The following is a 21,973-nucleotide window of genomic DNA, read 5'->3' on the forward strand; positions in this document are numbered from 1 at the left end:
CTGGCGCTGCCAGCGTTCGCGCCGGCGGTGGTGCTACGAGAGCGGGTCGATGACGATCTCGCCGGCGAGCTTGCGTACCTGCTGCGGGTTCAGCCGGCGCGCATCGCCGCTTTCCAGCCGGCTGACCGAGAACGCGGTCGCCAGCCGTGCGCAACTTTCCAGATCGGGGGAGTCGCCAAGCAGCGCGGCGGCCAGACCGGCCACCATCGCGTCACCGGCGCCCACGCTGCTGCCCTGCGCCAGGCGCGGCGGACGCGCGATCAGGCGCTGGTCGCGCTGCACGAACAGCGCGCCTTCGGTGCCCATCGAAATGACCACCAGCTGGATGCCGCGTGCGATCAGTTCGTGCGCGGCGGCGCTGAGGGCGGCGCGGTCGCTCAGCGGGCGGCCGGTCCAGGCCTCCAGCTCGTGCCGGTTCGGCTTGACCGCGTACGGCAGCGCCTGGCGTGCGGCACCGAGCGCGGCCACCAGCGGCGCGCCACTGGTGTCCAACAGCACGCGCGCACCGGCGGCGCTGGCCTGGGCCTGCAACTGCGCCCAGCTGTCGTCCGGCAGGCCGGCCGGCAGGCTGCCCGACAGCACCACCGGCAGGCCGGGGCGCAGCAGCGGGGCGAGGTGATCGGCCACGCCCTGCAGATGCGGCGGGCCCAGGCGCAGGCCGGGCAGGTTGATGTCGGTGGTGTCGTTGCTGCGCGCTTCGACCAGCTTGAGATTGGTGCGGGTCTCGCCGGCCACGCGTTGGCAATGATCGGCAATGCCGCGCTCGCGGAACAGCGCCTCGAACACGCCGGCATTGCCGACCCCGAGCACGCCGAGCGCGGCGACCTGGCTGCCCCAGTCGGCCAGACAGGCGGCCACGTTGATGCCCTTGCCGCCGGCATCGTTGCGCACGCTGCTGGCGCGATGCACCGCGCCAGGCTGCAGGCTGTCGAGCTGGATGGTCTGGTCGATCGCCGGGTTCAGCGTCACCGTGATGGCGTGCAGGTTCATGCCTGGCCCTCGCGCTGCGCTTCCAGTGCACGTACCTGCTCTGCGGTTTCGCAGTTCAGCGCCTGCTCGGCCAACTGCTGCAGCTGGCTCAGTGCGGCGCCGCGCAGGCGTGCCTTGACCGCCGGGATGTCGTTGGGCGTCATCGACAGTTCCTGCACGCCCAGGCCGGCCAGCAGGCTGGCGCCGAACGGATCGCCGGCCAAGCCGCCGCACACGCCCACCCAGCGCTGGTGTTTGCGCGCGCCTTCGATCGTGCTGCGGATCATGCGCAGCACCGCCGGATGCAGGCTGTCGGCTTCGGCGGCCAGCTCCGGGTTCTGGCGGTCGATCGCCAGCACGTACTGGGTGAGGTCGTTGGTGCCGATCGAGAAGAAATCCGCATGGCGCGCCAGCACGTCGGCCTGCGCGGCGGCGGCGGGCACCTCGATCATGATGCCGATCGGCACCTCGGGCGCGTCGAGTTCGGTGCGGATGCGCGCGCAGATGGCGCGCAGGGTGATCAGCTCCGGCACCGAGGTGATCATCGGGAACATGATCGACAGCCGCGCCCCGTCCTTGGCGGCGCGGTATAGCGCACGCAGCTGCGGCTCGAGCAGGTCCGGGCGACGCAGCAGCAGGCGCGCGCCGCGCACGCCCAGGAACGGGTTTTCCTCATGCGGCAGCTCCAGATGCGCCACCTGCTTGTCGCCGCCGATGTCCAGTGCGCGCACGATCAGCGGGCGGCCATCCAGCGCCTGCGCCATTGCCAGATACGTTGCGTGCTGCTCGTCCTCGCTGGGTGTGCTGCCGCTTTCCAAGAACAGGAACTCGGTTCGCATCAGGCCGACGCCTTCGGCGCCCTGGGTCAGCGCCATCGCGACCTGGTCGGGCAGGTTGACGTTGGCGCCGATGTCGATGTGGTGGCCGTCGCTGGTGTCGGCGGGCAATGCGCGTTGCGCGGCTTCGCGCTCGCGGATCGCCTGCTGCTCGGCGATGTGCGTACGGGCTGCGTCCAGGTCCAGCGCGGACGGGTCGATGTACAGCCGCCCGCTGCTGCCGTCGATGATGGCGGTGACGCCGTCTTCGATATCCAGCAACTGGCCGCCGGCCGCGACCAACGCCGGCAGGCCGAGCGTGCGCGACAGGATCGCGGTGTGCGAGGTCGGCCCGCCTTGCGCGGTGGCCAGGCCGAGTACGCGCGCGGTGTCCAGGTTGGCGGTGTCCGACGGCGACAGGTCGCCGGCCAGCAGGATGCAGGGCTGCTCCGGCAGGTCGGCCAGGCCGGCGCCGGCGGCGGCCGGGTCGAGCTGGGCCAGCACGCGGCGGCCGACATCGCGCAGGTCGGCCGCGCGCCCGGCCAGCACCGGATTGCCGAGTGCGGCCAGGCCCGAGGCGATCTGTTCCACCGCCTGATGCCACGACCACGCCACGCCGTGGCCTTCGACCATCAGCTGGCAGGTGCGGGTGATCAGGTCGGTGTCGTTGAGCAGCTCGGCCTGGGCCTTGAAGATCGCCGCGTCCGAGGCACCGAGCCGGCGCTGGGTATCGTCCTGGATCGCCGCCAGCTGCTGGCGGGTGCGGGTCAGCGCGTCGTGCAGCAGCGCGCCGCCATCGCCCAGCCCGACCGGTTGATCGGCGACCTCGGTCTGCGCCGCACGCAGCCGGTGCACGATGCCGATCGCCACGCCCGGGCTTGCGCCGATGCCGACGATGGCCGGCTGCGCCTGCGGCGGCGTCCAGCCGACCACCGGCGCAGCGCGGCGTTGCGCGGCGCGCTCGGCATCGGCCTTTTCCTGCGCGGTCAGGCTGTCCATCACTGCGCGCAGGCGCTTGAGCAGCGCACCCGCATCGCTGCCTTCGGCCGAAACGGTGATGCTGTCGCCGGCACGCAGGCCCAACTGCAGCAGGCCCACCAGGCTCTTGGCATCGGCGGCCTGGTCGCCGGCGCGCACCTGGGCGCGCGCCGAGAAACCGCGCGCCGTCTCGGCCCAACGGGTGGCCGGGCGGGCGTGCAGGCCGCTGGGGTAGGCGATGGTCCATTCGAAGGATTCGGCCAGGTCGGTGGCCGGTGCGGCGCTGGTGTCGGGTGCGCGGTCGCCGGTCAAGGCCGCCACGATCACGCCCGGGTCGTCGGTGGTGAACAGCGTTTCCAGCTGGGCCGGGTCCTGGATCAGGCGGGTCAGCCGGCGCAGCAGGGTGATGTGGGTGTCGGACTGGGCGGCGATGCCGACCACCAGCCGGGTGGTCTGGCCCGGGTTCCACTCCACGCCCTCGGGCAACTGCAGCACCGCGATGCCGTCGCGGCGCACCAGATGGCGGTCTTCGCCGACGCCGTGCGGGATCGCCAGGCCGTGGCCGAGGAAGGTATTCGCCAGCCCTTCGCGGCGCCGCATGCTGGCGTCGTAGCCCGGCGCCACGCAGCCGGCGGCGACCAGCAACTGGGCGGCCTGCGCGATGGCGTCGTCCTTGTCGCGGGCATGCGCACGCAGGCGCACGAGTTCGGGAGTGACGGGGGCTGGCGACGGAGAGGACAAGACGGACTCCGGGTAGGAACGGGCTGGGCAGTATAGTGGGAACGTTCCCACGTTCCAGGTCAATGTGCGCTGCACAAAAACGTTGTAATGCTTTCGGGTTAGCATCGAATCAGAGACGGCGCCCGGCATCGGGTGCGCAAATGGAGCGGGAACGGTCCCAGTGAATATCAGCATCAATGACGTGGCCCGGGTGGCCGGGGTTTCCAAATCGACGGTCTCGCGCGCGCTGGGCACCGGCCCGGTCAGCGAGGAGGTACGCGCCAAGGTCGAAGCGGCGGTGCGCCAGACCGGCTACCGGCCCAATCTGATGGCACGGCGCCTGCGGTCCCAGCAGTCCGGCATCCTGGGGGTGATCGTCGCCGACATCCGCAACCCATATTTCACCGCGCTGATCCGCGCGGTGGAAGAAGTGGCCTATCGCGCCGGCATGCGCGTGACCCTGTGCAATACCGACGAAGACCCCGAGCGCGAGGCGCTGTACCTGCAATTGATGCAGGAAGAACGCATCACCGGGCTGATCTTTGCGCCGACCCGCAATACGGTCGGGCGCATGCACGAACTGGTGCTGGACTATCCGACCGTGCTGGTGGACCGCGCCGGCCCCGGCAGCCGCTACGACAGCGTGGTGCTGGATAACGCCGCGGCCATGGGCGAACTGGTCGCGCATCTGCAGGCGCAGGGGTATCGGCGCATCGGCGGGTTGTTCGGCACCAGTACCACCGCGACCGAGCGCCGCAACGGTTATCTGGCCGCGATGGCTGCACAGGAGCTGACGCCGGGCTACCGCGAAGTGGCGCCCACCGCCGAAGCGGCGATTGCCGAAGTCGGCCAATGGCTGGCCAGCGCAGACCGGCCCGACGCCATCGTCACCAGTAACAGCCTGCTGTTGATGGGTGCGCTCAAGGCCGCACGCACCGCCAGTCTGCGCATCCCCGACGACCTGGCCCTGGCCGGCTTCGACAACGAGCGTTGGACCGACCTGGTCGAGCCGGGCATCACCGTAGTCGAACAACCGGTCGAGGACATGGGGCGCGCGGCGATGTCGCTGCTGCTCGAACGCCTGGCCAGCCCGCAGCTGCCGATCCGTCGCATGGTGATGACCGGGCGCTGCGTAGTGCGCGGCTCCACTGGCGCGCGCCCGCGCATCTAACCGCCCCCGTCGTAGGAGCGCACCTGGGCGCGAGGGGCGTTACCGGTAAGGCCCATCGCGCCCAGGTGCGCTCCTACGATGGCGTGGCGGCTGTCGCGGATCATGCTGTGCGGGTGCCAGCCGGTACGTGGTGCAGGCCTCGCCCAAGCACGCCATGCCCCCAATCCCTGCCATGCCGTAGGAGCGCACCCGGGCGCGAGGGGCGTTGCCGGCAAGGCCCGTCGCGCCCGGGTGCGCTCCTGCGGGAGATCACGGGCGCGCGAACAAAAAAGCCCCGGCGTTGCCGGGGCTTTTCGTTCTGCGCCGTATCCGGGATCAGCGATCCGGACGATGCGGGCCCGAGTCGTTCTGCGCGAGCAGGTATTGCTTGGACTGTTCGTCCAGCTTGTCGCCCAGCATGCGGCGCACCACCACGAAGAACAGCGGGATGAAGATCACGCCGAGCACGGTGGCGAACACCATGCCGCCGATCACGCCGGTACCGATGGAGTGACGCGAGTTGGCACCGGCACCGGTGGAAATGGCCAGCGGCAGCACGCCCAGGATGAAGGCGAACGAGGTCATCAGGATCGGGCGGAAGCGCAGATGCGCCGCCTCCAGCGTCGCCTCGCGCAGCGTCTTGCCTGCCGCACGCTGCTCCACCGCGAACTCCACGATCAGGATCGCGTTCTTGGCCGCCAGGCCGATCACCGTGATCATGCCGATCTTGAAATACAGATCGTTCGGCAGGCCGCGCAGCATCGAGAAGGTGATCGCGCCCAGCACGCCGATCGGCACCACCATCAGCACTGCCACCGGAATCGACCAGCTCTCGTAAAGTGCGGCCAGGCACAGGAACACCACCACCACCGACAACGCGAGCAGCAGCGTGGCGGCGTTACCGGCGATGATTTCCTGGTACGACATGCCGCTCCAGTCGAAGCCGAAGCCCGGCGGCAGATCGTTGTTGACGATCTCCTCCATCGCGCTCATCGCCTGGCCGGAGCTGCCGCCCGGCGCTGGATTGCCGACAAGGTTCACTGCCGAATAGCCGTTGTAGCGGTTCAGTGCCGGCGAGGCGTAGGTCCAGTCGGCCTTGACCACATTGCTCAGCGGAATCATCCCCGGCTGACCATCGGCACCGGTGGCCGTGGCGCTCGGGCTGAAGAAGCTGCGCAGCGACTCCGGGCCGGTACGGAACTGATCGTCGGCACGGATGTTGACGCGCTTGATGCGGCCTTCGGCGAAGTAGTCGTTGACGTAGACCGGCGCCAGCATCAGCTGGATAGAGCTGTAGATGTCGCTGACGTCCAGCCCCATCGATTGCGCCTGGACACGGTCCACATGCAGCTGCAGCTGCGGCGAGTTTTCCAAGCCGTTCGGACGCACGCCCACCAGGGTGTCCTGCTTTTCCGCTGCCTTGCCGAGCACGATGTTGCGCGCCTGGGTGAGGGCTTCCTGGCCGGCGCCTGAGCGGTCCTGCAGCCACATGTCGAAACCGCCGAACTGGCCCAGTCCCTGCACGGTGGGCAGGTTGACCACGAAGATCTGCGCGCCCTTGATGCCGTAGAAGGCACCGTTGAGCTGCTGGATCAACTCTCCGGCGGTGACGTCGCGCTCGTCCCATGGCTTGAGCCGGATGAAGCCCATGCCGACGTTTTCGCCCGAGCCCAGGAAGCTGAAGCCGGCAATCTGCAGCATGCCTTCCACGGCCGGTTGCTTCTCCAGGACCGCGCGCATCTGCGCGAAGGCCTCGTTGGTGCGGATCTTGGTCGCGCCCGGCGGCAGCTGCACGATGGCCACCGCAAAGCCCTGATCTTCTTCCGGCAGGAAGCTGCCCGGCATGCGGGTGAACAGGAAGCCGCACAGCACCACCAGCACCACGAACACGATCATCCACGGCGGCGAGCGCTTGAGGGTGTGGCCGACCACGCCGACATAGCGATGCGCCAGCTTGTCGTAGTACTTGTCGAAGGTGCGGTAGATCCAGTTCTTCTTGGTCGAATGGGTCGACTTGAGGAACGCGCCGCATAGCGCCGGGGTGAAGCTCAACGCCAGGAACGCGGAGAACCCCATCGACATGGCGATGGTCAGCGCGAATTGCTTGTAGATCGCGCCCGAAGCGCCGGGTTGCAGCGAGGAGGGGATGAACACCGCCGCCAGCACCACGGTGATGGCCACCACTGCGCCGGTAATCTGGGTCATCGCCTTCTGCGTGGCCGCCTTCGGCTCCAGGTGTTCCTCGCTCATGATGCGTTCGACGTTCTCGATCACCACGATCGCGTCGTCGACCACGATGCCGATCGCCAGCACCATCGCAAACAGCGTCAGCTGATTGATGGTGAAGCCGATCATGTACATGCCGAAGAACGTCCCCAGCAGCGCGACCGGAATCACCAGCGTCGGGATCACGGTGGCGCGGAAGTTCTGCAGGAACAGCAGCATCACCAGGAACACCAGCACGATGGCTTCCACCAGCGTGTGGATCACTTCCTCGATGGAGATGCGCACGAAGGTGGTCGATTCGTACGGCGAGAACCAGGTCACGCCCTGCGGGAAGGTCGGCTGCAGTTCGTCGAGCTTGGCACTGACCGCCTCGGACACGTTCAGGGCGTTGGCGCCCGGCAACAGCTGGATGCCGAAGGCGCCGGTGGGCTTGCCGTTGTACTGGGTGTCGAAGCCGTAGTTGCTCGGCCCCACGGTGACCCGTGCGACATCCTTCAGGCGCACCGTGGCACCGTTGTTGTCGGTGCGCAGGATGATGTTCTCGAACTGGTCGGGCGAGCTGAAGCGGCCCTCGGCCGAGACGGTGGCGGTGAAGCTGATGCCTTCCGGAGTGGGGTCCGCGCCCACCGAACCGGCAGCGAACTGCACGTTCTGGTTACGCACCGCGGTCAGCACCTGGGTCGCCGACAGGTTGTAGCCCTGAAGTTTCTCCGGGTTCAACCAGATGTTCATCGCGTACTCGGCGCCGAACTGGTTGGTGCTGCCCACGCCGGGCACGCGCGAGATCTGCTCGAGCACGCGCGAGCCGACGATGTCGTTGAGCGCATCGCGGTTGATCGACGGGTTGTCAGACCGTAACGCGGCCACCATCAGGAAGCCGGCATTGGCCTTGGCCACCACCACACCCTGCTGGGTGACTTCCGAGGGCAGGCGCGGCGTGGCCAGCGACACCTTGTTCTGTACCTGCACCTGCGCGATATCCGCGTCGGTGCCGGTTTCGAACGTCAGCGTGATGGTCACGCGGCCGTTGGCGGCCGAGGACGAGTTGAAGTACAGCAGGTGATCGATACCGGTGAGCTGCTGCTCGATGACCTGGGTCACCGCTTTTTCGGCGGTATCGGCGCTGGCGCCGGGGAAGTTGGCGGTCACGGTGACCTGCGGCGGGGCGATCGTGGGGTACGACTCGATACCCAGATTCAGGATCGAAATCACGCCCGCAAGCGAGATCAGGATCGCCACCACCCAGGCAAAGACAGGGTGTTCGATGAAAAACTTAGGCATGTCCGGGTTCCGTCACTGCTGCTTGGACTGGGAGTCGGCCGGCTGCGCTGCAGCGTCGGGCTTGGACTGTTCCTGCGCGGCCGGTGCCGCTGCATCGGCCTTGTCGGCTGCCGGTGCGGCCTGCGCGTCACCGCGCTGGGCCGCGGCCGGAGCCGCGCCCGGCGCACCCGGCTGGCCGCCTTGTGCCGGCTTGGTCGGATCCCACGGCACGCCCTTGGCCGGCTGTCCTTCCTTTGCCTTCTGTACGCCATCGACGATCACCTGATCGCCCGGGGTCACGCCCCCGGTGACGATCCACTGGCCTTTCTGCTGGCCATCGACAGTGAGATTCTTGCGCACCACCTTGCCGTCCTTGCCCAGCACCAGCGCATAGGCGCCGGTGGCATCGCGCTGCACGGCCTGCTGCGGTAGCAGGTAGGCGTTGTTGCGCTGGCCCAGGCTGGCCTTGAAGGTCACGAACGCACCCGGCAGCAGGGCCTGTTCCGGATTGGGCAGGGTCGCGCGCAGCGACACCGCACCGGTGCTCGGGTCCACCGTCACTGCCGACACATCCAGCGTACCCGGGTGCGGGTATTGCGTGCCGTTGCCCAGTTCCACGTTGATGGTGGACTTGCCATCGCCGCTGAGCTGCACGTTGCCGCTGCTCTGGGCCTGGCGCAGGGCGGCCAGTTCTTCGCTGCTCATCGCAAAGTTCACATACAGCGGGTCGATCTGATCGACCGTGGTCAGCAGGGTCGCCTCACCCGAGCCCACCAGCGCACCTTCGGTCACGCGCTGGATGCCGGCGCGGCCGGTGATCGGCGAGGTCACGCTGGCAAAGCCGAGCTGGATGCGGGCGGACTCGACCTGGCCGCGCGCCTGTTGCACGCTGGCGCCGGAAGAGCGCTCGGTGGCTTCGGCGTTGTCGATGTCGGCACGCGACACGTACTGCTGCGGGGCCAGGCTGCGCGCGCGCTTGGCGGCGACCTGGGCGTTGGCGTAGGTCGCCTGGGCGGCGGCCAGCTGGCCTTGCGCCTGCAGCAGCGTGGCCTTCAGCGGGGCCGGGTCGATCTCGAACAGCGGCTGGCCTTCCTTGACGTCGGTGCCTTCGGTGTACAGGCGCTTGAGCAGCACGCCGTCGACACGTGCGCGCACGTCGGCCGAGCGGAATGCCGACAGGCGGCCGACCAGGTCGCGTTCCAGCGGCAGGGTCTGCGGCTTCATTTCCAGCACCGACACTTCCGGCGGCGGCGGCGCCTGCTGTTGTTCGGGCTTGCTGCAGGCAGCCAGCGCCAGGGTGATGGCACAGGCCAGGCCGAATGTGCGAAGCGGGGCGATCATCAGGAGGAACTCCGTTAGGGTCTTGAAGTGAGAAAGGAAAGCGGGGACAGCGAAGGCGTGGCAGCAACCGCGGCAAATGCACGCAGGAAGGTGTCGACAGCGAACTGCGCCCACTGCTGCCTGGCGGGGAGGCCGGCGCGGTGGGGAACCTGAAAACGTTGCCGGTCGAAATCCAGACCGACGATCATGCTCAACAGCAGTTCGGCCATACAGTGCGGATCGTCATGGCGCAGCTGGCCGGCTTGCATCGCTTGTTGGAAGCGCTGCGCCAGGCGCTGCTGCATACCGACGACTCCGTCCTGGAAGATCTGCTGCGACTGATCTGGGAACCGATGCGATTCGGCCTCCACCAACCGGCAGGTCTGTAACACATCGGGGCGGTTCAGGCGGTCAAGGTGAGCCAGCGCGAAGGCCAGCAGATCCTCGCGCAACTCGCCCGAGTCGGTGCCCAGCGGCACCGTTGCCAGATGCACATGGTCCTGAAGCACGTCGCGCAGCAGGTTTTCTTTACAACCGTAGTAACTGTAGAGGGTCTGCTTGGAGCAGCCGGCACGCGCGGCCACCGCGTCCATGCTCAGCCGCATGCCGCGCTCGGCAAGCAGCGTATGCACAGCCGTATGGATGCGGCGATCGCAGTCCGAGCGCCGGGCAGCACGGTGGGAACGGGGGGTCATGGCGGTAGACTATACCGTCCAGTTTAGTTTTTAAACAGGCTTGACGCTCGCGGTCATGTCGATGCACGCCTTACGCCCCGGGCGCCCGGCCGGACTTTGCCGGGTGTGGCGGTCCGGCGTGCGCTTGTGCAGGGGCCGATCCCGCGACGCCGGCAGAATGCCAGTCGGCGAGGGTGTGTTGACGATGCACCCGGTCGGCGGCCGGCCGGAAATTTGCGCTATGCAGCAAGGCGTCTTCATCCGGCGCCGGTACAATTCAGGTTTTCCACCGAGCACCCCAGCGCTCTCATGACAGCCAAGAAAGCTGCTTCGAAATCGTCCACGACGTCGGTCAAACCAGTCGCCGACCATGCTGTCCCCGTGCTTGCCGCCGCGCCGCAGGCGGTCACCCTGGAGCCGGTCTTCGCCGCGTTGCGCAAGCGCTACCCGGCTGCCCGCCAGTCCGAGGTGCAGCTGTTCGCAGCCGACTTCTACCGGCGCATGGAAGAGGACGAGTTCCCCAACCACCCGCCCGAGCAGTGGGCGGCCCTGGCGTCGGACATGCTTGAATTTGCGCGCACGCGCAAGGCCGGTACGGTCAATGTGCGGGTGTTCAACCCGACCCTGAAGAGCCACGGCTACGAGTCGCCGCACACGCTGCTGCAGATCGTCAACGACGACATGCCGTTCCTGGTCGACTCGGTGAGCATGACGCTGTCGGATCTGGGCATCGGCGTGCACGTGCTCGGCCATCCGGTGCTGCGCATTGCGCGCGACAAGGCCGGCAAGCTGACCGCAGTGGGCGAGGGCAAGAGCGAGTCGATGATGGTGCTGGAGATCGACCGCCAGCCCGCCGACGACATGCCCAAGGTGGAAGCGTCGGTGCGCAAGGTGCTGGCCGAAGTGCGCGCGATCGTGCACGACTGGGCGTCGATGCGCGAGAAGATGGTGATGCTGGCCGACGACCTGGCCACCCGCCGCCTGCCGATGGACGACATCAGCCGCCACGAGGCGCAGGAGTTCCTGCGCTGGGCGGCGGCCGACCACTTCACCTTCTTCGGCTATCGCGAATACCGCGTGGAGAAGCAGGACGGCCAGGACGTGCTGGCGCCGGTGGAAGAAACCGGCCTGGGCCTGATGCGCGGCCACGACACCTCGCCGGCGCGCCCGGTGACCACGCTGGCGGCGCACGGCCTGAACACTTCGGCCAAGCTCAAGGATGCGCTGATCCTGACCAAGACCAACGCGCGCTCGCGCGTGCATCGGGTCGGCTACATGGATTACATCGGCATCCTGGAATTCGATGCCAAGGGCCGCATCGTCGGCGAGCAGCGCTTTCTGGGCCTGTTCACCTCCAGCGCCTACAACCGCCGCCCGTGGGAGATTCCGCTGGTGCGCCAGCGCCACGAATACGTGATGAGCAAGTCCGGGCTGACCCCGAGCAGCCACAGCGGCAAGGCACTGCGGCACATCCTCGAGACGCTGCCGCGCGAGGAGTTGTTCCAGTCCAACGAGGAAGAGCTGTATCGCACCGCGATCGGCATCCTCGGCCTGCAGGAGCGCGTGCGCAGCCGCATGTTCCTGCGCCGCGACAAGTACAGCCGCTTCATCTCCGCGCTGGTGTACATCCCGCGCGAGCGCTTCAACACCGATGTGCGGCTGCGCATCGAGGCCTTGCTCAAGGATGCGCTGCACGGCGAATACATCGATTCCAGCGTGGTGTTGGGCGAGTCGCCACTGGCGCAGCTGCACTTGATCGTACGGCCCAAGAGCGGCGAGGCGCTGGAATTCAATACCACCGAACTCGAGTCGCGGCTGGCGCATCTGCTGCGCAACTGGCGCGATGCCCTGCGCGAGGCGCTGGTGGCACGGCATGGCGAGGTCAATGGCCTGCGCATGGCCGCCAACTTCGGGCGTGCGTTGCCGGCCGGTTATATCGAGGACTCGTCGATTGAATCGGCGGTGTCCGACGTCGAACATCTGGCCGCACTGGACGGCCCGGACGATCTGCATCTGAGCCTGCAGGAAATCCGTCGCGACGACGGCATGCGACTGGACGCCGGCGAAGGCCTGCGCCTGAAGCTGTATCGCCAGCTCGACGACATTCCGTTGTCCGATGCGATGCCGATGATGGAAAACATGGGCCTGCGCGTGATCTCCGAGCGGCCATACCGGCTGCAGGTCGGCGAGACGCCGGTCTACATTCAGGATTTCGAGGTCGAATCGACCTCCGGCAAGATCAATGCGGCCAACGCCGACGCCGGTTTCGGCGAAGCCTTCGAGCGGATCTGGAACGGCGATGCCGAGAACGACGGCTTCAATCGCCTGATCCTGGCCGCCGGCCTGCACTGGCGCCAGGTCGCGCTGCTGCGCGGCTATTGCAAGTACCTGCTGCAGACCGCGGTGCCGTTTTCGCAGGCCTACGTCGAGGCGACGTTTACCCGTTATCCGCTGCTGGCGCGCTTGCTGGTGGAACTGTTCGAGGCGCGCTTCGATCCGTCCACCGGCAACGAGACCAAGGCGCAGATCTTCGCCGGGCAGGAACGCCTGCGCGAGGAGTTGTCGGTGCTGGCCGCTGGCGACGAGGCCACGCTCAAGGCGCTGGAGCCGGTGCTGCAGGCGCGTGGCAGCGATCGCGATGCGCAGCAGGAAGCCGCGCGCGCCACGCTGCTGAAGTTGATGGATCGCGTCTCCAGCCTGGACGAGGACCGCATCCTGCGCAGCTTCATCGGCGTGATCGATGCGACGCTACGCACCAACTATTACCAGGCCGACAAGAGCGGCAAGCACGGCCATTGCATCAGCTTCAAGCTGGATTCCTCGATCGTGCCGGATCTGCCCAAGCCGCGTCCGTACCGCGAGATCTTCGTCTACAGCCCGCGTGTGGAAGGCGTGCACCTGCGCTTTGGCGCGGTGGCGCGTGGTGGCCTGCGCTGGTCGGACCGGCGCGAGGATTTCCGCACCGAGGTGCTGGGTCTGGTCAAGGCGCAGATGGTCAAGAACACCGTCATCGTGCCGGTCGGCGCCAAGGGCGGTTTCTACGTCAAGCGCTCGCCGGTCGGCGGCGACCGTGACGCGATCCAGGCCGAAGGCATCGCCTGCTACAAGCTGTTCATCCAGAGCCTGCTCGACATCACCGACAACATCGTCGGCGGCAAGATCGTGCCGCCGCCGCAGGTGGTGCGTCACGACCTGGACGACCCGTATCTCGTAGTCGCGGCCGACAAGGGCACTGCCACGTTCTCCGACATCGCCAACGGGTTGGCGCTGGACCACGGCTTCTGGCTGGGCGATGCGTTCGCCTCCGGCGGCTCGGTCGGCTACGACCACAAGGGCATGGGCATCACCGCGCGCGGTGCGTGGGAATCGGTCAAGCGCCACTTCCGTGCGATGGGGCGCGACTGCCAGAGCCAGGATTTCAGCGTGGTCGGCATCGGCGACATGTCCGGCGACGTGTTCGGCAACGGCATGCTGTTGTCGCGCCATATCCGCCTGCTGGCTGCGTTCGATCACCGGCACATCTTCCTGGATCCCAATCCCGATGCCGCCGCCTCGTTCGCCGAGCGCGAGCGCCTGTTCAAGCTGCCGCGTTCCAGCTGGGCCGACTACGAGGCCAAGCTGATCAGCGCCGGCGGCGGCATCTATCCGCGCACGCTCAAATCCATCGACATCAGCGCGCCGGTGCGCGAGGTCCTGGGGTTGGAATCCAGCGTCAAGCAGCTCTCGCCCAACGAGCTGATGAACGCCATCCTCAAGGCGCCGGTGGACCTGTTCTGGAATGGCGGCATCGGCACCTACGTCAAGGCGTCCAGCGAGTCGCACGCCGATGTGGGCGACCGCGCCAACAATGGCCTGCGCGTCAATGGCGGCGAATTGCGCTGCAAGGTGGTGGGCGAGGGCGGCAACCTCGGCCTGACCCAGCTCGGCCGCATCGAGGCCGCGCAGGCCGGGGTGCTGCTCAACACCGACTTCATCGACAACTCGGCCGGCGTGGACACCTCCGATCACGAGGTGAACATCAAGATCCTGCTCAACGACATGGTGCAGGCCAAGAAGCTCACCTACGACGCGCGCAACACGCTACTCGCCTCGATGACCGACGAAGTGGCCGACCTGGTGTTGTGGGACAACTACCGCCAGAACCAGGCGATCAGCCTGATGGAGCGGATGAGCGTCAAGCGTCTGGGCTCCAAGCAGCACTTCATCCGCACGCTGGAATTGCAGGGCCTGCTCGATCGTCAGATCGAGTTCCTGCCCTCCGATGCCGAACTGTCCGCACGCAAGGCGCGCGGGCAGGGCCTGTCGCGACCGGAGCTGTCGGTGCTGCTGTCGTACTCCAAGCTGGTGGCGTTCCAGCAGCTGCTGGAATCGGACATTCCGGAAGACCCGTATCTGTCCAAGGAACTGCAGCGCTACTTCCCGCAGCCGCTGCAGAAGAAATACGCCGATGCGATGGAGCGCCACCGCCTCAAGCGCGAAATCATCGCCACCGCGGTGACCAACACCACCATCAACCGCATGGGCGCCACCTTCCTGATGCGCATGCAGGAAGACACCGGCCGCAGCATCGCCGAGGTCGCCAAGGCCTACACCATCAGCCGCGAGACCCTGGATGCGCGCGCACTGTGGACGCAGATCGACGCATTGGACGGCAAGGTGCCCGAGTCGGTGCAGATCGATGCGCTGGAAGTGATCTGGCGCCTGCAACGCTCGTTCGTGCGTTGGCTGCTGTTGCGTCCAGGTCAGATGCCGGGCATCACCGCGGCGGTGGAGCGTTACCACGGCCCGTTCAACGACATCCGTATCGCCTCCGGCGTGCTGTCGGATGCGCAGCGCCCGCAGTACGAAGCCAGCGTGCAGGAATGGCAGGACAAGGGCCTGCCGCCGCAGCTGGCGCAACAGCTGTGCGAGTTGCGTTACCTGGAACCGGCCTTCGACATCATCGAAACCGCGCGCACCCGCAAGCTCAAGCCGGTGGAGGTGTCCAAGGTGCATTTCCGCCTGGGCGAAGCGCTGCGCCTACCGTGGTTGTTCGAGCAGATCGACGCGCTGGAGGTCAACGGCCGCTGGCACGCAGTGGCACGCGGCGTGCTGCGCGACGAACTGGCCGCACATCAGCGCGCACTGGTGGCGCAGGTGCTGACCATGTCCGGCAGCAGTGCCGAGGACAAGGTGGCCACCTGGCTGGCGCGCGACGATTCCAGCCTGCGCTTCACCCTGGCCATGCTGGCCGATGTGGCCGAGCAGAAGACGCTGGACTACCCGACCGTGTCGGTCGCAGTGCAGCGGTTGGGGCAGCTGGCTGCGCACGGCTTGTAACCATGTGCAGCGAGGTGATGGCGGAGCGAGTGATTCGCCATCACCTTGGTTGCGCTGATGCAGTTACGTAGTAGTCTGCCCATGCACAAGGCGGCGCAAGGGTCGCCTTGTTTACATGCGAAATTGCGTCGTACATTCGCGAACTCAATGCGTCGTCCGACTATCGACCAATCGCCAGGCCCAAATCCGATCAGCGACAGCACACGCGTTGCTTTTCTTGTGAGTATGTCTGGATGCGAGTGGCATGGCGGACAAGTCATGTCGGGCGCAGGCGGGCGGGCCCAATGCCTAGGCGCGGTGCCCGCTCATCTCCTGCCCGGCATCCTTGTCGAAACGCACATGCCACCAGGTGGCGCTGAGCGAGATCAGGCTGACCACGCAGAACGCCAGCGAGAAATCGCGTTGCTGCGGTTGCAGATGACTGCCGGCCAGCATGGCCAGCTTGAGGATCATCGCGCCGGCGCACACGCCGACCGAGAGCATCAGTTGCTGCAGGGTGGTGTACAGGCTGCTGGCGCGGCTCATGCGCGATGCGGGGACGTTTTCGTAGGCGATGGTGTTGTAGGCGGCGAACTGGAACGACATGAAGGCGCCGCAGCACAGCAGCAGGCCGAACATCAGCGCCGGCGGCCAGTCGGGCCGGAACAATGCACACACCATGTAGCCCAGGCTGGCGAGTACGCCGTTGCCGATCAGGCTGTTGCGATAGCCGAAGCGGCGCAGCAACTGTGGAGTGATGCTACGCATCAGCAGTGCGCCGAGCGCGGTGGCCAGGATCAGGCGCCCGCTGTGCGCAGCGCTCATGCCGAAGCCGATCTGGAACAGCAGCGGCAGCAGGAACGGATGCGCGCCCTGGGTGATACGCATCAGCGCCCCGCCGATCACCGACAAGCGGAACGAATCGATCCGCAGCAGACTCAGATCCAGCAGCGGAGCGGGGTGGTGGCGTGCATGCCACAGATACCCCAGTGCAGCGCTGCCGCCGATGGCCAGCAGCCAGCTCGCCGTGCCGATGCCGTCCTGCTGGCTGACCATTTCCAGGCCGAACAACAGGCAGCCCAATGCGGTGCCGCACAGCACGAAACCGCGCAGGTCGAAACGTGCCGGTGTGGTGTCGGTGGAAATTTCCGGGATGAAACGGCGCACCAGCAAAAAGCCGGCAATGCCGATCGGCACGTTGATGTAGAAGATCCAGCGCCAGTCCAGATACGAGACGAAAAATCCGCCCAGCGGCGGGCCGAGCATCGGGCCGATGAAGGCCGGCACCAGCGTCCAGGCCATGGCCGACACCAGGTGACGGCGCTCCACCGTGCGCAGCAGGATCAGCCGGCCGAGCGGGGCCATCATCGCGCCGCCGGCGCCTTGCAGTACGCGCGCGGCGACCATGGTGGGCAGGCTGTCGGCCAGCGAACACAGGATCGAGCCGCCGACGAACACCCAGATCGATGCGCCGAACACGCGGCGCAGGCCGAAGCGGTCGGCGATCGCGCCGCTGGCCGGGATCAGCACTGCCAGCGCCAGCAGGTAGCTGGTCATGGCGATGCTCATCGCCGGCGCGGCAACGCCGAAATCGCGCGCCAGGGTCGGCAGCGCGGTCGCCAGCACGGTGGCGTCCATCTGCTCCATGAAGATGGCGCAGGCCAGGATCAGCGAGATGATGCGGTAATCGGGATAACGCGGCGGCGTGACGCCGGCCTCGGACACGCTGGAGGACATCGGGCTCTCGGTTGCGGGGCCGCATCGGTGGCGCGCAGATGGCGATCGGACCGGCCCGCGTCGCACGGTGTTGTGCGGCGCAACATGTGCATTGTCCGCCGCTGCGACGCGGGGTTCAAGCACGCGCCAGGCAACACTGCGTACGCATCACGGAGCCGATAACACTGCCGGCCCGCGTGAGCGGGGCCGTGCGGCCTGCAAGTGGGGCGGAATGCTCGCTCTGGCCTTGAGCAGCGCGGGCGATTAGGGCTTGCTGACGTAATCGGCCGCGCCTGCTTCCAGGCCTGTGCGTTCGTCGTGTTCGCTGCTGCGCGAGGTCACGAACAGAATCGGGATGGCTATGCTGGCGGGCTGCTGCTTGAGCGTGCGCGCCACTGCATAGCCGTCCATGTCGGGCAGCTCGACATCCAGCAGGATCAACGATGGCGCGTGGCGGAGCACCGCCTCCAGCGCTTCGCCGCCGGACTTGGCGAACACCAGCGGAAAATCGTCGCGCAACAGCTGGCGCAGGGTGGCCAGGTTGCTGGATTCATCGTCGACACACAGCAGGGGACGATGCGGCATGGAGGCTCCTTGCCAGCCGGCGTGGTGAGCGGTCAGCGCAGGTGAGTGGCTTGCCAGTCGCGCAAGGTGGCCTCGGCGCGACGGAAGTCGAAATCTTCCACCGCACGCTGCAGTGCTTCCTGCAGGTTGCGCGGCAGATGCGGCGCGCAGATCAGCAGCGCGTGGTCGATCCTGTCGGCATCGTCGCTGCCCAGGGCCGCTTCCAGGATCTGCACGCTGTCCGCGTCCAGCGCGGCATCGTCATCGCCTGCTTCCGCGTCGCTGTCGCCGTGTTGCAGGAAGGCATGGATCGCCGCGGCGGTACGCTGCATGGTGTCCTTGAGTGCGAGCAGTGCCGAGGTGATGTCGTGGCCCTGCTCGATGCGGGTTTCCAGGTCGCTGGCGGCACCGGCCAGGGCCGGCAACGCCAGCGACCCGGCCGCGCCGCGCAGCTTGTGCGCCAGTGCACCGATCGCCGGCAGCTCGTTGCGGCGCAGATGTTCGGCTGCGGCCTCGGCCGGGTCGGGGTTGTCGCGCAGCAATTTGAGCAGATAGCGCTCGTACGGTTTGCGCTCGCGCCACAGGCTGCGTGCGCGCGCCGCATCCAGCACCTCCGGGTCGGCGTGGTCCCACTCGGGGCCGCCCTGCACAGCGGCCTCGTGCGGCAGCGACGGGATGCGCCGTACACCCGGCTGCAGGAAGTGGCGGATGGCGGTGACCAGTTCCTCCACATTGAACGGCTTGGCGATGAAACCGTTCATGCCCGCTTCCAGCGCTTTCTCCTGTTGCGGGCGAAAGGCGCCGGCAGTCAGCGCGATCACCGGCAGGCTGGCCAGCGCGGGGATCTGCCGCAGCCGCCGCGTGGCTTCATAGCCATCGACCACCGGCATCTGCACGTCCATCAACACCAGCTGGAACAGCTCCGGCGCACGCCGCAGCGTGTTGATGGCCTGTTCGCCGTCGTGGGCGACCGTGACCATGGCGCCTTCGCCTTCGAGAATGCGCTGCGCCACTTCGCAGTTGATTTCGCTGTCGTCCACCAGCAGCAGATGCGCGCCTTCCAGCCGACGCGCCACGAAGGTGGGCGCCACCGGCCGCGCGCCGGGGCGTTCGTGGACCAGTTGCTCCACCAGCCGGTGCAGCGCCGCGCTGGTCACCGGCTTGGTCATCACCGCATCCAGGTCCTGTTGCTCGGGATGCTGCTCCAGCAGCCGGCGCTCGTAGGCGGTGACCATGACGATCACCGGATGCGGGCCGGGCACGGCGCGTGCGCGGATCTGCCGCGCGATCGCCACGCCGTCGATATCGGGCATGCGCCAGTCGAGCAGGAAGATGTCGTAGGGCTCGCTGGCCTGCTCGATCGCCTGCAGGGCGGCCTGGCCGCTGGCGACCGCATCCACGCGCCAGCCGAGTTCGCTGGCGATGCGCACCAGGTTGTTGAGTGCCGCATCGTGGTCGTCGGCGATCAACACCCGCGGCATCGCTTCCGGCGGCAGCGCCGGCAGGTCGCGCTGCGCTAGCGGCGGGGCGGATTTTTCCAGCGTCACCACGAAGTAGAACTCGCTGCCGCGGCCGGGCACGCTTTCCACTTCCAGCTCGCCGCCCATCAGTTCAATCAGGCGCCGGCTGATGGTCAGGCCCAGGCCGCTGCCGCCGTAGCGCCGGCTAGTGGAGGTGTCGGCCTGCAGGAACGGCGAGAAGATCAGGCTCTGCTTTTCCTTGGAAATGCCGATGCCGGTGTCGCGCACCGAGAACAGCAGCTTGAGCTTGTTCGGATCGCCGCTGGGGAAGCGCCGCACCGACAGCACCACTTCGCCCTGCTCGGTGAACTTGATCGCGTTGCCGACCAGATTGACCAGCACCTGGTTGATGCGCAGCGCATCGCCGAGCAACCAGCGGCAGTCGCGCGGCAGTGGCTCGACGATCATCTCCACCGGTTTGGTGCTGAGCGAGGAACGCATCAGGTCGGCGATGTTGTCGAACAGTTGATTGAGGTCGAACGGTGCGCGTTCCAGATCGATGCGCCCGGCCTCGATCTTGGAGAAGTCCAGGATGTCGTTGATGATCTCCAGCAGCGAGCGCGCGGAGCGGTCAATCTTGGTCACCATGTCCTGCGCGGCACCGGGCAGTTCGCTGCGCTGGAGCAGGTACAGCATGCCCAGGATCGCGTTCATCGGCGTGCGGATCTCGTGGCTCATGTTGGCCAGGAAATCGGACTTGGACTGGTTGGCGCTCTTGGCCGCATCCATCGCCAGGCGCAGTTGTTTCTCGTGCAGTTTCTGCTCGGTCAGGTCCACCGCCATGCCCAGGTAACCGATCACCTGGTCGTTATCGTCGCGCAGGGTGCTCAGGGTCAGCAGCACCGGCAGGCGGCGGCCTTCGTGGCTGACGTAGGTCCATTCGCTGGTGTCGCTGCGGCCCAGGCTGGTCAGCGCGGCGATCGCCTCCAGCGTATGCGCCACCGGCGCGCCGGTCTGCTCGGACAGCAGGTGCGCGCGCTGCTGCAGTTCTTCCTGCTCGATGAACTGGCCGGCCTTGCGGCGGCCGATCACCTCGTCGGCGTTGTAGCCCAGCAGTTTTTCCGCGGCGCGATTGAACAGAGTGACAAAGCCGCCGGAGTCGGTGGCGATGATGGCAAAGCCGGCGTGTGCCAGGATCGCCCGGTGCAGCGCGGAGAACTTCATCAATTCGCTGGTGCGTTCGGCGACCTGATGTTCGAGCGATGCATTCAGGTCGACGATGCGCTGATGCGAACGCACCCGCTCGGAGATGTCGCGGAAGAAATGCGAGTGTCCGCTCAGGGTGGCATCGCGTTCGATGATCGGGGCCTTGCTGGCCAGCACATGGACCAGATGCCCATCGCGATGGCGCATGCTCAGCGCGGCCGAGGTATCGACCGAATGGTGCTCGTCGGCGTGCTCGATGTCGGGGATCGCATATGGCTGCGGCGACAGCAGCATCGTCAGGTTCTGGCCGATCGCCTCGTCCGCGCTGTAGCCGCACATCGCTTCGGCAGCGGGATTCCAGTGGGTGATGTGTCCGTCCGGAGTTTCGGCAACGATGGCCTCGCTGGAGTGGCTGACCAGTGCCGCCAGCTCCATCTGTTTGCGCAGCACTTCCTCGCGCCGCAGGCCGTTGCTGAAATACAGCACCAGCAATGCCGCCAGCAGCACCGACACGCCCAGCACCAGGCCGCCGGTCAGCCATGGCGAGGTCTGGTTGAGCGAGGCCAGGAAGCTGGCGGTGGGGTGGGCGGTGATGATCCAGGTGCGGCCATAGATCTGCAGCTGCTGGATCACCGGCGGGCGACGCGCGCTGTCGCTGGACGGCGTGCCGCTGCGAAAGAAGTTGTGGGTGGGCTCGTTGCGGTCGGACAGATCCAGCGCCACGTCGTCACGCTCGCCCAGGGTGCTTTCCACCATCTGTTCGACGCTGAAGGGCGCGTACACCCAGCCGCTGGTCGCGGCCATGCGCTGTTGCGGCGTCTGCAGCGGCATGCCCTCGCGATAGACCGCCAGCAGCACCAGGAATCCGCTCTCGCTGGGAATGCGATAACCGGATAGCGAGATCGGCGAGGTCATGATCGGCACGCCGCTGCGTGCGGCCTGCAGTGCCGCTGAGCGGCGACGCGGATCGGAGGCGATGTCCAGACCGATCGGACGGTTGCCCGAGGACTCCGGTTCGAAATACAGCACGATGTAGCGCTCGCCGTCCCAGGGTTCCAGCGGCCGACGCTTGATATCCGGTGCGCCGTCGGCGCGGGCGGCCTGCAGGAAGGCCTCTTCGTCGGCACGCGCGACGCGATGGATGTAGCCGTAGCCCAGCACGCCGGGAAACTCGCGCGCGTAATCGCGCGAGCGGCTGTACAAGATGAAGCGATCGCGACTGATGATCTCTTTACCGGCGCCGATCACCGCACCACGCGCGCCGCGCAGCCCGTGTTCGAAGGAATACATGCGCTCGCTGATGTTGCGTGCCAGCGTGCGCACGACATAGCCGAAACGCTGTTCGCGCTCCAGTTCGTTATGCCGGTGCAGCGAAAGGCCGGCGGAAATGGCGGCAATCAGGCCTGAGGCGAGAATCAGCAGGGCACCAATCAACGCACGGCGCCCGTATTTTCTGCGCAGATCCCAGCGGCCATTCGGCATTTCTGTTCCTTTGCCTTGCCTGTTGCGTGCCCAGTGTGCTGGCCGACAGCAAAGCCGGCCTCGTGGTGGCGCCTGACGATCATCAGAACGCGTGCAGTCTCCCCGGTGTCTGCACGTGTTTCCGGTGGGCGATCA

9 protein-coding genes and 1 pseudogene are annotated in these 21,973 nt (G+C 67.0%); 2 read left to right on the forward strand and 8 right to left on the reverse strand.

Translation table 11 applies throughout. From position 1 onward, the window contains the following. Positions 1 to 33: 33 nt before the first annotated feature. Together pfkB and ptsP are read right to left on the reverse strand one after the other, a co-directional pair. Entirely contained in the window at positions 34 to 990 is a 957-nt protein-coding gene (gene pfkB, locus XarjCFBP7645_RS07860; RefSeq protein WP_104537014.1) for a 1-phosphofructokinase, read from the reverse strand. Beyond that, positions 987 to 3,503 (reverse strand): phosphoenolpyruvate--protein phosphotransferase, encoded by a 2,517-nt coding sequence (gene ptsP, locus XarjCFBP7645_RS07865; RefSeq protein WP_104537016.1) that lies wholly within the window; start codon positions 3,501 to 3,503, stop codon positions 987 to 989. The genes pfkB and ptsP overlap by 4 nt, the downstream gene beginning before the upstream one ends. Positions 3,504 to 3,663: 160 nt before the next feature. Between ptsP and XarjCFBP7645_RS07870 the strand changes: the two genes are divergently transcribed. Further along, the gene (locus tag XarjCFBP7645_RS07870) at positions 3,664 to 4,653 is read left to right on the forward strand and encodes a LacI family DNA-binding transcriptional regulator (RefSeq protein ID WP_104537018.1); all 990 of its coding nucleotides are present in this window, start codon (positions 3,664 to 3,666) and stop codon (positions 4,651 to 4,653) included. 315 nt (positions 4,654 to 4,968) lie between these two features. Here XarjCFBP7645_RS07870 and XarjCFBP7645_RS07875 read toward each other — a convergent pair whose 3' ends face one another. Genes XarjCFBP7645_RS07875 through XarjCFBP7645_RS07885 form a run of 3 tightly spaced genes read right to left on the reverse strand, consistent with a single transcriptional unit; the run spans position 4,969 to position 10,133 of the window. Further along, complete coding sequence (locus XarjCFBP7645_RS07875; protein WP_104537020.1) at positions 4,969 to 8,139, reverse strand: multidrug efflux RND transporter permease subunit; 3,171 nt, start codon at positions 8,137 to 8,139, stop codon at positions 4,969 to 4,971. A gap of 12 nt (positions 8,140 to 8,151) precedes the next feature. Continuing rightward, positions 8,152 to 9,459 (reverse strand): efflux RND transporter periplasmic adaptor subunit, encoded by a 1,308-nt coding sequence (locus XarjCFBP7645_RS07880; protein ID WP_104537022.1) that lies wholly within the window; start codon positions 9,457 to 9,459, stop codon positions 8,152 to 8,154. Between the two features lie 14 nt (positions 9,460 to 9,473). Then, complete coding sequence (locus tag XarjCFBP7645_RS07885; RefSeq protein WP_104537024.1) at positions 9,474 to 10,133, reverse strand: TetR/AcrR family transcriptional regulator; 660 nt, start codon at positions 10,131 to 10,133, stop codon at positions 9,474 to 9,476. Positions 10,134 to 10,421: 288 nt separating this feature from the next. Between XarjCFBP7645_RS07885 and XarjCFBP7645_RS07890 the strand changes: the two genes are divergently transcribed. Continuing rightward, complete coding sequence (locus tag XarjCFBP7645_RS07890; RefSeq protein ID WP_104537025.1) at positions 10,422 to 15,431, forward strand: NAD-glutamate dehydrogenase; 5,010 nt, start codon at positions 10,422 to 10,424, stop codon at positions 15,429 to 15,431. 288 nt (positions 15,432 to 15,719) lie between these two features. Here XarjCFBP7645_RS07890 and XarjCFBP7645_RS07895 read toward each other — a convergent pair whose 3' ends face one another. From XarjCFBP7645_RS07895 to XarjCFBP7645_RS07905, 3 genes and pseudogenes are all read right to left on the reverse strand, one after another. After that, a complete protein-coding gene (locus XarjCFBP7645_RS07895; RefSeq protein ID WP_104537026.1) occupies positions 15,720 to 17,147 on the reverse strand; it encodes a DHA2 family efflux MFS transporter permease subunit in 1,428 nt (475 codons plus the stop codon). 246 nt (positions 17,148 to 17,393) lie between these two features. After that, a pseudogene (locus tag XarjCFBP7645_RS07900) lies at positions 17,394 to 17,711 on the reverse strand (response regulator); the annotation flags it as partial. Positions 17,712 to 17,743: 32 nt separating this feature from the next. Further along, on the reverse strand, positions 17,744 to 21,838 hold the full coding sequence (locus tag XarjCFBP7645_RS07905; protein WP_104537027.1) for a CHASE domain-containing hybrid sensor histidine kinase/response regulator: 4,095 nt from the start codon (positions 21,836 to 21,838) through the stop codon (positions 17,744 to 17,746). Positions 21,839 to 21,973 lie beyond the last annotated feature (135 nt).

It is taken from the genome of Xanthomonas arboricola, assembly GCF_002940665.1.
GTDB lineage: Bacteria > Pseudomonadota > Gammaproteobacteria > Xanthomonadales > Xanthomonadaceae > Xanthomonas > Xanthomonas arboricola_B.

Bases quoted from the DNA above. Each gene is read 5' to 3' on its own strand.
- pfkB (WP_104537014.1), bottom strand. From the start codon at position 990: ATGAACCTGCACGCCATCACGGTGACGCTGAACCCGGCGATCGACCAG.
- XarjCFBP7645_RS07875 (WP_104537020.1), bottom strand. From the start codon at position 8,139: ATGCCTAAGTTTTTCATCGAACACCCTGTCTTTGCCTGGGTGGTGGCG.
- XarjCFBP7645_RS07880 (WP_104537022.1), bottom strand. From the start codon at position 9,459: ATGATCGCCCCGCTTCGCACATTCGGCCTGGCCTGTGCCATCACCCTG.
- XarjCFBP7645_RS07885 (WP_104537024.1), bottom strand. From the start codon at position 10,133: ATGACCCCCCGTTCCCACCGTGCTGCCCGGCGCTCGGACTGCGATCGC.
- XarjCFBP7645_RS07890 (WP_104537025.1), top strand. From the start codon at position 10,422: ATGACAGCCAAGAAAGCTGCTTCGAAATCGTCCACGACGTCGGTCAAA.
- XarjCFBP7645_RS07895 (WP_104537026.1), bottom strand. From the start codon at position 17,147: ATGTCCTCCAGCGTGTCCGAGGCCGGCGTCACGCCGCCGCGTTATCCC.
- XarjCFBP7645_RS07905 (WP_104537027.1), bottom strand. From the start codon at position 21,838: ATGCCGAATGGCCGCTGGGATCTGCGCAGAAAATACGGGCGCCGTGCG.